The organism is Streptomyces sp. NPDC039424, from assembly GCF_055639495.1.
The window spans coordinates 63258-76956 of record NZ_JBVKAI010000006.1 but is presented as its reverse complement, the minus strand read 5'-3'; the positions used below and the strand labels follow the sequence as shown (position 1 = coordinate 76956).

The following is a 13699-nucleotide window of genomic DNA, read 5'->3' as shown; positions in this document are numbered from 1 at the left end:
AGAGGGCGCATGGGTCCGGACAAAAACCGCTTGGTCCTCGTCGAGAACCCCGTTCAGGGAACCGGCTACCTCGTCGGCCCGCGACTGGTTCTGACGGCGGGGCACGTCGTCGACCGGGAAGTACTTCCCAAAGTCACTCTCTTGAACAGTGACACCGAATTCTCGGCCAGAGTCGTCTGGCGCCGCCACGACGAACGCGTGGACGCGGCACTACTCCGGATCGATGACACGAACTGGCGTGAAGACACGACGTGGGACCCAGTGCGCTGGGGCCGGACCGTGACGCTCGGAACCGGTGTCGCCTGGCAGGTCCTGGCGTTCCCGCACGGTTACAGGAATTCGGCAGGTGAACTCGACGTGGCCCAGCTGTCCGGGCGGTTCAACCCCGCGGACATGCTGTTGAGCCGACGCCACCTGCTCACTCTGGACAGCGGCGCCCCAGCCGACACCGACCGGTCGCCCTGGGCCGGGGCATCCGGAGCTGCCGTCTTCGTTGATGGCCTCCTTTGTGGTGTGGTCACGGTGGATCCCGCCGGATGGAACCATCGCCGTCTGCAGGCCGTGCCCGTCACCCAGCTTTTCCTGGACGACGACTTCATCAGGGAACTGGGAGGTCGTCCCGTACTGGAAGCGGTTGAGTTCCTGCCGGTTGCTGCCGCCCCGCGAACCCGTCCGCTGCAGTCCGTCGCCGATCTGCTGCACCCCGACGCTGCCCTCGTGCCGTTCCGCGGGCGGGCCGCAACGAAGACGCTGCCCGGCATGCTCAAGTGGTGCGGGCACGAGGACCGTTTGCGCGTCGCGGTGTTGTCCGGAGCGGGAGGCCGGGGGAAAACGCGATTCGCTGCCGAGCTTTCCGCACAACTCGCCGCAGCTGACTGGACGGTCATCTCTCTACGCAGACCAGAGTTCGTCGAGCTGTCGGAACGCTCAACGAACACCTACGGGGTCATCGGTGAAGCAACGACGCCCGTTCTGATCGTTGTGGACTACGCCGAGACGCGCACGGAGCAGATCAGGAGACTACTCCGTGCCACCGGTCAGGCGCGGCATCTTCGCGTCCTGCTCCTGGCACGGAGTACCGGAGAATGGTGGACGGACCTGCAAGCCGAGGTGCCTGGGCAGACCATGGCATGTTCCTTGCCCGCGCTGGCTGTCGACGCCGACGAGTGGCACTCGGAGTTCTGCTCCGCGCTGGAGCCTCTTGCTGAAGGGCTCTCCCGGTTGCCCGGATACGCGGGCACTGACTGGAGAGCGGCCGCTCGGACGGTCGCAGAAGCAGTTCACGTCCATGCCGATGGCTCCTCCCTCACCATTCACATGGCTGCTCTCACCAGACTCCTCAACCAGCGGTCAGCCATCGATGACAGCGAGCACTGGCCACTGGAAGAACAGGTGATCGCCCATGAACGCCGGTACTGGCAAGAGTCGGCCAAGGCTTTCGGGCTGCTGGCAGGGCAGGGCGCCTACGGTCCGCTCCCGATGGCCGTCGTCAAGTTACTTGTCGCAACGGCGGTGGTGACCCATCCGACGACCAGGGGACAAGCGCGGCAGGTACTGGAGTCCGTGGCCGGTCTTGGCCAGGAGGCGGTCCGGATGTCTGCCGCCGACTGGCTGCATGTGCTCTACCCGCCTGCAGACAGCTCCTATTGGGGGAGCCTCCAGCCCGACCGGTTGGGCGAGTATCACCTTGGCCTGTGCCTCCAGGAGGAACCAGACTTTTTGCGGCGGCTGGTCCCCGCCTTGGACGACACTGGGATCGAACATGCACTCACCGTCCTCGTCCGGGTCGCAGCACACGACGTGTTTCGGGCATTGACGGCAGAGCAGCTCAGACAACTGTTCGCAGCCGACCCACACCGGATCGCCACCACTGCGGTGTCCGTCGCGACTCAGACCGAAGAATCGGAGTTGTTGCTCCAGCCGCTCGTGGACTACGCGCACGCCCCCGATGCGTCGCTGGAGGCAGTCGCCGTGATCAGCTCTGCCGTGCCGGAGCGGACCCACGTACTCGCGGCCTTTGCCGCTGTCGTGAGCACCCGCCACTTGGAGCTGCTGGAGCAACGGCTCGGCTTCCCCATCGGCCGGGCGAAGGGGAATCGGCGGACCATTCGTTCATGCCCGTCCGGGTTCGAGGATTTGGCACGGGTGCTCAACAAGCACGCGGCGCGGCTCGCTCGGCTCGGGTACGAGGTGGAGGCGCTGGACTGCATCGAGCTGGCCGTACGCATCTGCCGTGCGCTGCCGGCCACTACCTCCGTGCTCCTTGCTCTCGCGGACGCGCACAACAGCCAGGCCAATCACCTTGAAACCCTCCGCAGACCCACAGAAGCTGTCCGAGCTGGCAAGAAGGCGATTGCCGTGTACCGGTCTCTTCTGGAGAGGGGACCGGTAGAGGTGGGCCTCAGACTTGCGGCGGCACTCAAGGATCAGGTCTCCCGGCTCGACAGTCTCGGCAAAGAGAAGCAGGCGTTCGCTGCTGTCAGTGAGTCCACCGGGATCTATCGGGGGCTGAATCACGGGAAAGCGTACGACGCGGAGCTTGCCGACGCCCTGGTCAGCCAATTCTTGCATCTCTCCCGGTGGGGCAAGCACGAAGCGGCGCTCGCTGCGATCGGCGAGTCCGAGACCATCCTCCGCAGGCTGGTGGACGCCACACCGGACGGGAATCTCATATCTCTCGCCGACACACTCCAGCAAAAATCGACGGCATTGAATGCACTGGGCCGCCACGATGAGGCGTTGGAGGTGGCAGCAAGCTCCGTTCACCTTTATGAAGGCGTCCTCGAGAAGTACCCGAACTCCTTGGGCGTCGGGCGGGCCAAGGGGTGGATCCAACTCGGCGTGGTCCTTGCGGCTTTGGATCGCAAAGATGAGGCCGTTGCCGCGTTGATGTTCGGCGCCAGGCTGTTCAAAGATCTCTTCAAACGCTTTCCGGAGGAATCCGTCTACCCGTTCTTGAAGGCTGTGACGGACGCAGGTCTTCGTCTCAAGGACCTGGGCAGCGTGGAGGAGTCTCTCTGGTGCCTCGAGGAGGCGTTCGGGGTCTTCGGGACGATCGAGAAGCTCAACCACCTCGCTGTGCCCGGGCTGCTGGATTTGATGCTCTTCCATCAGCAGCGGCGCACTGCCGGAGGCCGGATTCGCTGGACGACGGACAAGCGTGGCACACCCACGATCACCGTGTCGGCAGAAACCGGCGAGGTGATCGATCCACCGATGCCGGGCTGATACTCAAGGCACTTAGGGGACGTCGACGGCGTCGGCCACTTCGACTTCGACGTCACGGGCGTGAGTGCGGGGGCAGATCCAGCGGCGGGGCCATCCTCGTCGACGCGGGGACCATCGCGGCGGATGCACTGGTCGTGGTGGCCGGAGCCACAGGGGCGGCAGGTGCCGGCCTCGCACGAGCACCAGCGAGCGTTCGCGCGGACCCACGCGCCCTCCTCCTCGCACATGGGGGAGGGCACAGTGGAGGGGCCGGGATCGAGAATGCCCATGATCGACGCAGCCACGTAGCGCAGACGCCTCACCATGGCTAAGACGTCACCCGGTGCGTCCGGATGGACCGGGCGTGGTCGAGCCCAGGGCCGCCCTGCTCTGCTGTAAGCCCGGCCAGCTGTCCGGTTGCTCTACCGGCCGAGCACCGACGCCCCTCCGGACCGGCGCAAGAACTTCGCCTGAACCGACTACCGCGACCCCCTACAACCCGCTCACCATCAGCTCGGCGGCTCGATCGTCACAACCGATGCAACGTGACTCAAACCAACTCGGGTTGCAGTTCCGGTTGCCACGCTGCGGCGGCCTTCGGTTCCCAGAGTTTGGTGGTTCGTACGTAGCTGTGGACCACTGAGGTCATCGCCAGAATGAGGAGTGGCCCGAACACCCACGGATGTTCGGCCATCTCCATCGGCAGATAGCGATACGACACCAAGAGCGCAGCGAAGACCGTGGCGCCGTAGGCGACCAACTGGATTCCTGACCGATCCCAGCCACGGTCGAGTGAGCGCAGAGCTGCCTCGATGGTGAGCGTGAACACCACGCCGGCAATGATATCCGCGCCGTAGTGGTAGCCGAAGCCCAGGGTTGCGCCGAGCGTGGCGATCAGCCAGAACGTGCCTGCGAATCGCAGAATCCGTGGGCTCTTACGGGTATGGATGAAGATCGCGGTGGCCCACGCTGTGTGCAGGCTGGGCATGCAGTTGCGTGGGGTGATCTCGTCGTATGGCATCAGGTGCGGGGTGGTGATCGGCGGCGGCGTGTGCGGCCACAGGTTGGCCAGCGCCCAGTGCACACCGCCGGTGCCGGAGGCGCCCGGACCATAGGCGAAGACCGGGCCGACCACCGGGAAGAGCATGTAGATGCCCGGTCCGAGGAGGCCGATGACCAGGAAGGTGCGCACCAGATGATGACGCGGGAAGCGGCGCTCGACCGCCACGTTGCGCAGCTGGTAGAGCGCGACGACGACCGCGGCCACCGCGAGCTGAGCGTAGACGAAGTGGAGAAGGTGGGTGCCGATCGGGCCGGTGGCGGTGACAATCCGGCCTGCCACCCACGACGGGTTGCCCAGTGCGTGATCGGCGGTTGCCACGTATCGGTCGAGCACCGCCGGGCGCGTTTTCGACGTGATGAGCAGCCAGGTGTCGCCCGTCTTGCGGCCGGCCACCAGCAGCAGGCCGAGCCCGACGCCCTTCAGCAGCAGGACCCGCTCCTGGCCGGTACGGCGGGTGACGGCGATGACCGCACAGCCCATCATCACCCAAAACGCGCCGTTCCCGAAGGAATGGCCGTCGGTCATCTTGGCGTCTACCGCCCACCGCACCAGTGCGAAGACGAGGTCGATGCCGATCGCGGCACCAGCCGCGATGAACCGTTGGCGCCAGGGGAACACCACCAACATCAACGCCATACCGGCGTACAGCGGCCCCGGCTTTGGGGCGAATATCACCTCTTTCGCCTGATTGGTCATGGGCCCCGGTACGCCGCCGCAGCGACGTGCGGTGATCTCCAGAGTGATGAGGAGTCCGAGGGTCGCCGCGCCCGCCGCAACCCACAGCATCGCCCGTGGTTGACGCCACGCGGCGAACGTAATTCTGCCGTTTATTCGCGAAAATACCCGCGATGCTATAGATATCAACTGTCTGGCCGATTTGTTGTTTGGACGGAGGGGTGATCGTCGTTGTCGAACATGTTAGGGGAGTGGTGAGGGCGGGTTTCGTTGGTCACGGGTAGCGCTCAGGTCACTCGCGTTCGATGGTCCAGCGTCACGTACCTACGCGACAGTCCCGAGGTTGTTGCGATTGGACCGTGCTACGCCGCTGGGAGCGGCAAGTTCGGCCTTCAGCCGACGACTCAGATCAGACGGCCGGTGACCTTGACCACCACCCACACCTCATTCACCACCATCCGCCAGTCAGGACGGAGTTGCTCCCTCCTCGCCGTCGCACGTGCAGACGCGCACTGAGGCTGTTGAGCCGGGTTTGACGCGGATCCGCGTAGAAACCGGTCATTCGGGAGTGTCAGTCTCAGGATGAGTCTCCGTAGCGGGTGGCAATCGCGGCGGCGCGGTTGCGCAGGGAGGTACGCAACGACTGCGGGGCCAGGGCTTCCGCGTCCGTGCTCAGCTGCCACAGCGCCCATTCGGCGTGTCGTGAATCTTGGAAGGTGACCTTCAGCCGCAGCCAGCCGTCTGCGTCGGGTTCTTCTGCGCGGACGGCCAGCGCGGTGTCCAGCAGGTCCTCCCGCCGCGCCGGGTTCACCCGTACCAGCACGGTGATGTGGTCGCCGCCGGAGAGGAACTGCGCGGAGCGTTCCTGCCAGATCCGGTCCAGATCGACCCGGTTTGGGCGCTGTGCCGTTTCGGGGAGTTCCTCGGCGGCCAACACCCGCGACAGCCGGTAGGTGCGGTCCGCGCCAGATCTCGTGGCCAGCAAGTAGCCCCGGTCGCGTACGGTGACCAGGCCGATCGGGTCCACCGTGCGCCACTGTGGCGTCTGGCCCGTGGCCGCGTAGTGGATGCGCAGCTTGTGTCCGGCGAGTACTGCGCGCCGGACCTCGATCATTGTGGTGTCGGGCACCTCCTCAGCGACCAGCCGACGTGAGAGCAGGTCGGTCTCCGGGTCGACGAGAAAACGCTGGGCCGCGTCGCTCGCGGTGGCCCGGTGGGTTTCGGGCAGCGCGTCGACCACCTTCCGCATGGCCGAAGCGAGCGCCGAGCCGAGGCCGAATACCTGCTCGCCGCGCCCCGATCCGGCGGTCAGCAAGGCGAGGGCCTCGTCGTGGTTCAGACCCGTGAGCTCGGTCCGGAAACCGGGTGACAACGCGAAACCGCCGTGCCGGCCGCGTTCGGCGTAGACCGGAACGCCTGCCGCGGACAGCGCCTCGATGTCGCGCAGCACGGTGCGGGTGGATACCTCCAGCTCCCGGGCCAGCGTGTCCGCAGTCAGCCGACCGCGCTGACGCAGCAGCAACACCAGCGAGACCAACCGGTCGGCGCGCATACGAGCAACTCTATCGAAATACATGACCAAGGATGTCGTGATTTGGTGCGAGGCTCGTCAACACGACGTCGAAGCCGGCGGCTACCGAGCCGATGGCCGTACGTACTCCCAATGAATCGAACGGAGCTGACGTGGCAATGGAACGAACGGCGGTCAACCCGGTGACCTGGTCGGTGGAGATGGGATTCAACCAGGGTGAGGTCGTCTCCGGGCACACCCGGACCCTGTACATCTCGGGGCAGACGGCGATGAGCGGCGACGGCAAACCCCAGCATGACGGTGACATGGCGGCGCAGTTGGCGCTGAGCGTCGACAACCTGGAGGCCGTGCTCGGCGAGGCCGGCATGTCTCTCGCGAACCTCATCCGGCTCAACGTCTACACGACCGACGTCGATCTGCTCTTCCCGCACTACGGCGTGCTGGCGGCGCGGTTGGGTGCCGCCGGGGTGGCGCCGACCACCACGATGCTCGGGGTGACGCGGCTGGCGATCTCCGGCCAGATGGTCGAGCTCGAGGGGACCGCTGTCGCGTGATACGACCTCGCCGCCTCTGCTACCGGTGCCGGTCCAACCGGCACGAGTAGCCTGCAGATGGGTGATTTCCTGTGCTCAGAATGGTGACGATCGGCGTCTATGGCTTCGACGGCGAGTCCTTCCTGCAACGACTGCGGCACGCAGACGTCCGCCTGCTGCTCGACGTACGTCAGCGCCGCGGTGTCCGTGGACCCGAGTACGCCTGGGCGAACTCACTCCGGCTGCAGGCGGCCCTCGCCCATGTCCGGATCGCCTACGAGCACCATCTCGAACTCGCCCCGACCACCGAGCTACGCCGGCTCCAGTACGCCGAGGACGATCGCCAAGGGGTCGGCAAGCGCTCGCGCCACGAACTCGCCAGCGAGTACATCCGCCGCTACTCTGCCGAGATCCTCGACGGCGCCGACCTCACGCCGGTCGTGTCGGCGCTGTCGAGCGCCGGGGTCGCAGCGCTGTTCTGTGTCGAGCGCGACCCAGAGGCTTGCCACCGCTCGTTGATCGCCCAGCGATTGGCCGAGCAACACCGCGTCTCGATCGAGCACCTGCGCCCGTGGTGATGGGCGTGGTCGAACGCAGCTGACCCCAGCAAGGCTACGTCGTGGAAGAGATCTGCCGATGGATCGCGGGGCAGCATGGACGGTCGGTCCCTCTTACCTGTGGCTCACTCCAACGAGTGAACAAGCCGACCAGCCAGCGCCGACGCGGGAGCAGACACAGCTGAAACACGTGATCCTGTCCAAGCCTGGTGCCGGCCCGTTTCCCTACTGGGCGCCGCTGGACCGGCTATACACCCTGGCCGTGGATGAGCAGGCGGATCCAGCCACGGTGGCATCGTTGCGGGGCGATGGCACGGTGCTGCTCGCGCCAGCCGGTCACTTCCGCTCCAGCGCGGCCAGCCGCAGCTCAAGCTGGTCGACCCGATGCCGTAGCAGGGTGACCTGGGCTTCCAGGCTGACTTCCCGTTCCGCCCTGCGCTGAATGCGCGGTGACGCGGCGGCGCGCTCGATCACCGCGTCCAGCTGGACCAGGCGCTGCGGCCCGTTCGGGCCGTCCACCAGCCGGGACTGTATCTCGCCGTTGCGGTACCAGGACCGCAGGGCCGAACGGGAAACGCCGGTCTCGGCTTCCGCCTTGGCCAGCGTGACCCAGGGGCTCTCGTCCAGCTGCTCGAACAGCTCCAGCTCATTCTGCCAGCGCGCGAGCCGGTCCTCCCAGTCCGACGGTGTCTCCATCACGCCCTCCCTTCGACACGGTGACCCTATCAATAACAGTGTATTGACATGGTTGAGACCATAGAAGCATGACTTTTGAAAGGTTCACGGTGAAAGCCCGCCGGGTGGTCGTCACGGCCCAGGAGCAGGCGAGGCTGCTCAAGCACAACTACATCGGCACGGAGCACATCCTGTTGGGGCTGCTCGACGTGCCGGACAGCATGGCGGCGAAAGTGCTGCACCAACTCGGGTACGACAAGGAGACGGCGCAGGCCGATATCGCCGCGGTGGTCAAGCCCGGCACGGAGGACCTGAGCGGCCATATCCCGTTCGCGCCGCGCGCGAAGAACACGCTGGAACTCGCCCTGCGCGAGGCGCAGCAGCTGCACCACACCTACATCGGTACGGAACACATCCTGCTCGCCCTGGTCAGGGAAGGTGAGGGCGTCGGCGCGAAGGTGCTTGCCGAGCGGATCAATCCGATCAGCAAGATCCGTGCCGCGGTGCTGGCGTCATTGGAGGGATCGCAGGACGTCGCGGCCAGCCCGTGGCCGGCCGGCACACCTGCCACCGAGGACACCGTGTCCACCGCCAGCGCCCTGGCCGGTGACGCACCGGTCGGCAGCCATCACCTGCTTGAGGCGATGCTGCGGGCGGAGAACAGCATGGCGGCCAGGGTGCTGCGCGAACTCGGGGTCGACCCGGACGCGGTCGCCGCCAAGATCGACGAACTGGATCCGGAGACGACCACGGACGCGAACCCGGAGGAAGCCGCCGCGCGCAAGATGGAAATCCGGCTGGTCGACGATGAGGTGCACCTGATCCTGCGGGACCCGACAACGGTCACGATCGCCAAAAAGGTCACCGAGCTGTCCGGCGGCCCGATCCAGGGCGTGGGGCCGGTCGCCGGCATGTTCGTCCCGCTCTGGCGCTCCACCAACCAGCTGCTGCTGCAGATCCAGCGCGTGCTGGAACCGGAACCCGAAGAAGAGGGCGGATCCGCCGCGAGCAACGTGGCCAAGGTCGTGCGTACGGTCCTCGCGCCCCGGCTCCGCCGGTGAACCGGCTGATCAGCGGGCCGGAACCTGTCGGTGGGACAGGCGAGGACGGGGGAGTGGTGAGCGACGATGCGCCGGCGCCGTTCTCGCCGACGACCAGGGCGCGGTTCACAGGCGCGTTCGCCGCGCCCATCGAGGCGCAGCGCGTGGGCACCTGGCCGGCCGTCACCGCCGACCGGCACTCGCTGCTAGTCGCGCCGACCGGCTCCGGCAAGACACCGGCCGCGTTTCTCTCCTGCCGGGTGCTGTATGTCTCGCCGCTGAAGGCGCTGGCGGTGGACGTCGAGCGCGACCTGCGGGCGCGGCCGACGAACCGGAAATCGGTGCGGATTCTTTGCGCTGGTCGGCGAACATCGGTCGACGATCGTGTTCGCCAACTCCCCCCGGCTTGCCGAGCGGCTCACCGCCCGGCCGAACGAACTGGTCGCCGAGCTGGCCGAGGCCGTCAGCTGACCAGGTTCCCCGGCCGAGGCGAGCGGCGAGTCCGGGATCGTGTTCGGCGGCGCGCCCCCGGTGGTGGCCCGCGCCCACCACGGGTCGATCTTCCGCGAGCAGACAATACGGCGAATCGGAGGCAACCATGACCATCACCATCGTCGGAGCCGGACTGGGCGGCCTGGCCCTTGCCCGTGTGCTGCACGTGAACGGCATCGACGCCGTCGTGTACGAACGTGAATCGTCGCGCGACGCGCGCGGTCAGGGCGGCATGCTTGATCTGCACTCCGGGACCGGGCAGCGGGCGCTGCGCGAGGCCGGCCTGATCGACCAGTTCCACGCGATTGCCCGTCGTGAAGGCCAGGACCTGCGACTTCTGGAGCCCGACGGCACCCTGCTGCTGCTGGAGGATACGCCCGACGACGCCCCGCTCGAACGACCTGAGGTCGACCGTGCCGATCTGCGCAACCTGCTGCTGGACTCCCTCCCTGAACACGCGGTGCACTGGGGGCACGCGTTCGAATCTGCCGACAATGGCCTGCTGTACTTCGCCGACGGCAGCAGTGCGACGTATGACCTGCTGGTCGGCGCGGACGGCGCGGGCTCCCGGGTCCGCACGCTGCTCACCGACGCCCGCCCGGCGCACACTGGCCAAAACGTCGTTGAGCTGGGTATTCCCGACATCGATCGCACGCACCCCGACCTCGCGGCGATGGTTGGGCGCGGCAACTACTGGGCGCTCGGCGACGGACTGTCCCTGGCGGCGCAGCGCAACGGCGACGGCCGCGTTCGCATCGGCCTCAGCTTCTATAACACCGCCGAGGACTGGTTCGCGACCAGCGGCATCCCGTTCGGTGACCCAGCCGCCGCCCGGGCGCGGCTGATCGAGCTGTTCGCCGACTGGGACTCACGGTTCACCGCGCTGATCGCGGCCTGCGACGACACGGTCGTGCCGCGGTCGATCACCACTCTCCCGGTCGGCCTGACCTGGCCGTCGACGCCGGACGTCACACTGCTCGGCGATGCCGCGCACCTGATGCCGCCCGTGGGGCAGGGCGCCAACATGGCGCTGCTCGACGGCGCCCTGCTCGGTCTCGCGCTGGCCGCGCACCCGGACGACTTTCCCGCCGCCGTCAAAGAATACGAGCGCGAGATGTTCGAACGCACCAGCGCTGCCGGCCGGCAGTCCGCGCACGTCCAGGAAATGCTGGCGTCGCCGGACGCCGGCCAGAAAATGCTCGCATTCTTCCAACCTGGCTGAATCTAACCGAATACGACCAGGCAACCGGACGCCCAGCCAGCGCGATCACCCGCGGTTCAGGTCCCTCGGTTGCCTCACGGGACGTCGCGCGACATGAGTCTCACTGCCCGGACAGAAGCCAGGTCGGCCCGCGGGGGAGTTGGGATGCCTCAGGCAGACGAGGTCGCGGCTCCGGTCGTCAGGTCCTAGATGGAGTGCCCCGGGCGAGCCCCAGCGGCGGGACAGTTCCCGCAGCAACTTGAGCCGGCCAGGACGCGCTCTGCCAGTGCTGGCAGCAGCGGAAGCGCAGCCTGCAGATGTCCGGCCGGCGCCGCCGGATCGCCGGGCGTCCGGCGGCGCGAGGGGGAAACGGTTCGGCGGAGTCGTCCCCCGTAAGTACCCGCAGCGACCGGGTGCCGTGTGGCCGTTGCGGCAGGCCTTCCGTGACGGGAATCGCGGTTGAGGGCTTTCGGCTACTGCTCACCCAGACTGGTGGCTCGTTGATCCACCTCGATTTCCGAGCGCCGTGCGCCGATGAATCGTGTGGGCCGGAAGGCCCGGAGGAGGTCCTGCTCCTGATCGGTTGTGATTTCGGCCGCGACCAGGCGTCCCAGAATCGGCGCCAAGGTGACCCCGCTGTGCGAGACGAGGCAGAAGACGCGAGACTGCGCGGATGCATAGCCGGCGACGGTGTGGCCGTCTGCGGGCAGTGACCGGAAGCCGATGCGCAGGTCGATGGCCGGGGCCCGGCTCGGGTCGGTCAGCAGCGCGGAGAACCGCCGAGCGAGTGTGCTTGCCAGGTCCCCGTCCACGGACGGAGGGTCTGCCGGATCGACGTCAGCGTTCAGATCGAGAGCCTGCAGGACGGTATGCCCGCCGGCCGCGGGGCGGAGGTTGAGGCCGGGGCTGTGGACCACACAACGTAAGTCGAGTCCCGGGGACCTGACGTACCCGAGCAATCCGACGGGCGCCGCACCGCGACCGGCATCCGTCACCATGGGAACGGCGATCCCGGCCCGTGCGGCGACCCGTTCCGTCCAGCGGCCTGCCGCCAGGACGACTCGATCGCCCGTACAGACCTCGCCTCCGGCCAGAGTGACGGCCACTCCGTCCGGTCTGTCGTCGATGGCCACGACCTCGCCGATCGCATACCTGGCTCCATGCTGCTCGGCATCTGTCAGCAGGTTGTTCACGAAGAGGTCCGGCAGAACGTATCCCTCGTTGGGGAAGTGCGCGATGGACGTGATGGTCGCCGGGATGCGAAGGTCGTCGCCCGCGATCCGCGTTGCCTCGTCAGGCGTTACCCAGTGAGCGGGGTAGTCGAGGGACTGCAGTCGTTCCACGTTGCTGGCGAGCCGCTGCTCGTTTGCCGCGTCCGCCCACTGCAGCGCCCCGCTCGGGAAGTACGAAGGCACGCCGCGCAATTGCTCGGCGAGCCTGGCGTGCTCTTCCATCCCCGCGAGGTTCAGTCGGTGGTAGTCCGGGTCGGGCTTCCGGCTGGAGTTGGTCCAGGCGAAGGTGGTCGCTGTCGTACCGGTGCCGGCTCCCCGCTGATCGAGTAGGAGAACGTCCTCGCCCGCGACGGCAAGCTGCCTCGCGACGCTCACGCCCAGCACGCCGGCACCGATGATGATGACCTTCATGGTGTGCGCATCTCCTTTCTGGCAGCGACACGCTGCTTACATGGCGGGGACCGGAAGCTCCAGGAAGAACTCGGCGGTTCCCGGACGGACGACGGTCGTGACCACCTCGACGGTGCTTGCGTCATCCGCACGCAACTCCCTGCGCCTCATCAGCGCGGGCGTTCCGATCTCGGTATGCAGCAATGCGGCGTCTTGCCGGCCGAGGGTCACCGGGTCGAGGTAGAGCCGGATCGCGTCGATCGCTACTCCTCTGCGCTGCAGATACGACAGGGTGACGAGGTCTTCGAGGTTCTCGTTCAGCAGGTCGGGTGCCGCTGCGAAGAGCACGACGTGCCGCTCGACGGACTGTGGTTCCTCGCGTACATCGAGCTTGCGGCGGACCAGTTCCACTACGGCTGTGTCGGCACGGGCGCCGGGGAGGGGCAGGATGGCGTCGGCAGCCCTGACGATCCGCGCGGAAACGACTTCGTGCCTGCCCGGTGCGCCTTTTGCCGCTGCCGCGGGGGTGACGAAGTTGAGCAGATTGATCTGCCGCGCCACATCCGCGACGAACGTACCGTGGCGCCGCTGACGGATCGCCAGTCCTGCCTCAGCCAGGTCGTTGAGGACGCGCTGAGCCGTGGCACGGCTGACGCCGTGCTGGGCGGAGAGGTCCTTCTCCGTCGGCAGTCGCGCACCAGGGGGCAGTTCTCCGGCCCGGATCTTCGCTTCGATCTCTCGCCTGATCTGTACGTAGAGTGGCATCGTCACCATTAGACCGTACGATTAGTCAATTGACCGGTCAATAGGCAGGGATTCACTCAACAGCCACCATTCCGAGAGGGAGGCCGGTTCCAGCAGCACTGGGTATGCGGTCGGCGGAGCGAAGCCGGAGGCTGTTGCGCTGCCCCCTGCCCTAGTTGCCGCCGAGCGTCCCGGCACCAACGACCCCCAGTCCATTGAGTGAGGAGGAGGTCGGGCGGAGACGGCCCCCCCATCGCAGCCGAAGGTCTCCATGTCCCTCGGTCGCTTGCGTCGCCGGTTCCGCAGCGCGCCGGGTGTCGTTCCGAGCCACCCTGATGACGAAAGCAGGCTCTTGAAGC

The 13699-nt window shown here is 67.0% G+C and carries 11 protein-coding genes and 1 pseudogene; 6 read left to right on the top strand and 6 right to left on the bottom strand.

Going from position 1 to position 13699, the window contains the following annotated elements:
• Nucleotides 1-9: 9 nt before the first annotated feature.
• Entirely contained in the window at nucleotides 10-3228 is a 3219-nt protein-coding gene (locus tag ACZ7L0_RS17255) for a P-loop NTPase (protein ID WP_471243291.1), read from the top strand.
• Here the strand turns inward: ACZ7L0_RS17255 and ACZ7L0_RS17250 are convergent.
• The 3 genes from ACZ7L0_RS17250 to ACZ7L0_RS17240 all read right to left on the bottom strand — a co-directional run bounded on the left by ACZ7L0_RS17250 (nucleotide 3111) and on the right by ACZ7L0_RS17240 (nucleotide 6497).
• The gene (locus ACZ7L0_RS17250; protein WP_471243602.1) at nucleotides 3111-3497 is read right to left on the bottom strand and encodes a DUF6248 family natural product biosynthesis protein; all 387 of its coding nucleotides are present in this window, start codon (nucleotides 3495-3497) and stop codon (nucleotides 3111-3113) included. The genes ACZ7L0_RS17255 and ACZ7L0_RS17250 overlap by 118 nt on opposite strands.
• Nucleotides 3498-3757: 260 nt before the next feature.
• Nucleotides 3758-5056, bottom strand: a complete 1299-nt coding sequence (locus ACZ7L0_RS17245) for a phosphatase PAP2 family protein (protein WP_471243290.1) — start codon at nucleotides 5054-5056, stop codon at nucleotides 3758-3760.
• Between the two features lie 466 nt (nucleotides 5057-5522).
• Entirely contained in the window at nucleotides 5523-6497 is a 975-nt protein-coding gene (locus ACZ7L0_RS17240; RefSeq protein ID WP_471243289.1) for a helix-turn-helix transcriptional regulator, read from the bottom strand.
• A gap of 137 nt (nucleotides 6498-6634) precedes the next feature.
• Here ACZ7L0_RS17240 and ACZ7L0_RS17235 point away from each other — a divergent pair, with 137 nt between their 5' ends.
• Nucleotides 6635-7030 (top strand): RidA family protein, encoded by a 396-nt coding sequence (locus tag ACZ7L0_RS17235; protein ID WP_471243601.1) that lies wholly within the window; start codon nucleotides 6635-6637, stop codon nucleotides 7028-7030.
• 80 nt (nucleotides 7031-7110) lie between these two features.
• Entirely contained in the window at nucleotides 7111-7587 is a 477-nt protein-coding gene (locus tag ACZ7L0_RS17230; RefSeq protein ID WP_471243288.1) for a DUF488 family protein, N3 subclade, read from the top strand.
• 315 nt (nucleotides 7588-7902) lie between these two features.
• Here ACZ7L0_RS17230 and ACZ7L0_RS17225 read toward each other — a convergent pair whose 3' ends face one another.
• Entirely contained in the window at nucleotides 7903-8262 is a 360-nt protein-coding gene (locus ACZ7L0_RS17225; protein ID WP_471243287.1) for an excisionase, read from the bottom strand.
• A 68-nt stretch (nucleotides 8263-8330) separates the two neighbouring features.
• Here ACZ7L0_RS17225 and ACZ7L0_RS17220 point away from each other — a divergent pair, with 68 nt between their 5' ends.
• From ACZ7L0_RS17220 to ACZ7L0_RS17210, 3 genes and pseudogenes are all read left to right on the top strand, one after another.
• Nucleotides 8331-9302, top strand: coding sequence for a Clp protease N-terminal domain-containing protein (locus ACZ7L0_RS17220; RefSeq protein ID WP_471243286.1), 972 nt, complete (start codon nucleotides 8331-8333; stop codon nucleotides 9300-9302).
• Between the two features lie 53 nt (nucleotides 9303-9355).
• A pseudogene (locus ACZ7L0_RS17215) lies at nucleotides 9356-9854 on the top strand (DEAD/DEAH box helicase); the annotation flags it as partial.
• 25 nt (nucleotides 9855-9879) lie between these two features.
• Nucleotides 9880-10995, top strand: coding sequence for an FAD-dependent oxidoreductase (locus tag ACZ7L0_RS17210; RefSeq protein WP_471243285.1), 1116 nt, complete (start codon nucleotides 9880-9882; stop codon nucleotides 10993-10995).
• A 452-nt stretch (nucleotides 10996-11447) separates the two neighbouring features.
• On the opposite strand, the gene ACZ7L0_RS17205 is transcribed toward ACZ7L0_RS17210, so the two are convergent.
• The gene (locus ACZ7L0_RS17205) at nucleotides 11448-12617 is read right to left on the bottom strand and encodes an NAD(P)/FAD-dependent oxidoreductase (protein WP_471243284.1); all 1170 of its coding nucleotides are present in this window, start codon (nucleotides 12615-12617) and stop codon (nucleotides 11448-11450) included.
• Nucleotides 12618-12653: 36 nt separating this feature from the next.
• The gene (locus ACZ7L0_RS17200; RefSeq protein ID WP_471243283.1) at nucleotides 12654-13361 is read right to left on the bottom strand and encodes a GntR family transcriptional regulator; all 708 of its coding nucleotides are present in this window, start codon (nucleotides 13359-13361) and stop codon (nucleotides 12654-12656) included.
• Between the last annotated feature and the right edge of the window lie 338 nt (nucleotides 13362-13699).

Bases quoted from the DNA above. Each gene is read 5' to 3' on its own strand.
- ACZ7L0_RS17205 (WP_471243284.1), bottom strand. From the start codon at position 12,617: ATGAAGGTCATCATCATCGGTGCCGGCGTGCTGGGCGTGAGCGTCGCG.
- ACZ7L0_RS17250 (WP_471243602.1), bottom strand. From the start codon at position 3,497: ATGGGCATTCTCGATCCCGGCCCCTCCACTGTGCCCTCCCCCATGTGC.
- ACZ7L0_RS17230 (WP_471243288.1), top strand. From the start codon at position 7,111: ATGGTGACGATCGGCGTCTATGGCTTCGACGGCGAGTCCTTCCTGCAA.
- ACZ7L0_RS17225 (WP_471243287.1), bottom strand. From the start codon at position 8,262: ATGGAGACACCGTCGGACTGGGAGGACCGGCTCGCGCGCTGGCAGAAT.
- ACZ7L0_RS17210 (WP_471243285.1), top strand. From the start codon at position 9,880: ATGACCATCACCATCGTCGGAGCCGGACTGGGCGGCCTGGCCCTTGCC.
- ACZ7L0_RS17220 (WP_471243286.1), top strand. From the start codon at position 8,331: ATGACTTTTGAAAGGTTCACGGTGAAAGCCCGCCGGGTGGTCGTCACG.
- ACZ7L0_RS17255 (WP_471243291.1), top strand. From the start codon at position 10: ATGGGTCCGGACAAAAACCGCTTGGTCCTCGTCGAGAACCCCGTTCAG.
- ACZ7L0_RS17235 (WP_471243601.1), top strand. From the start codon at position 6,635: ATGGAACGAACGGCGGTCAACCCGGTGACCTGGTCGGTGGAGATGGGA.
- ACZ7L0_RS17245 (WP_471243290.1), bottom strand. From the start codon at position 5,056: ATGCTGTGGGTTGCGGCGGGCGCGGCGACCCTCGGACTCCTCATCACT.
- ACZ7L0_RS17200 (WP_471243283.1), bottom strand. From the start codon at position 13,361: ATGCCACTCTACGTACAGATCAGGCGAGAGATCGAAGCGAAGATCCGG.
- ACZ7L0_RS17240 (WP_471243289.1), bottom strand. From the start codon at position 6,497: ATGCGCGCCGACCGGTTGGTCTCGCTGGTGTTGCTGCTGCGTCAGCGC.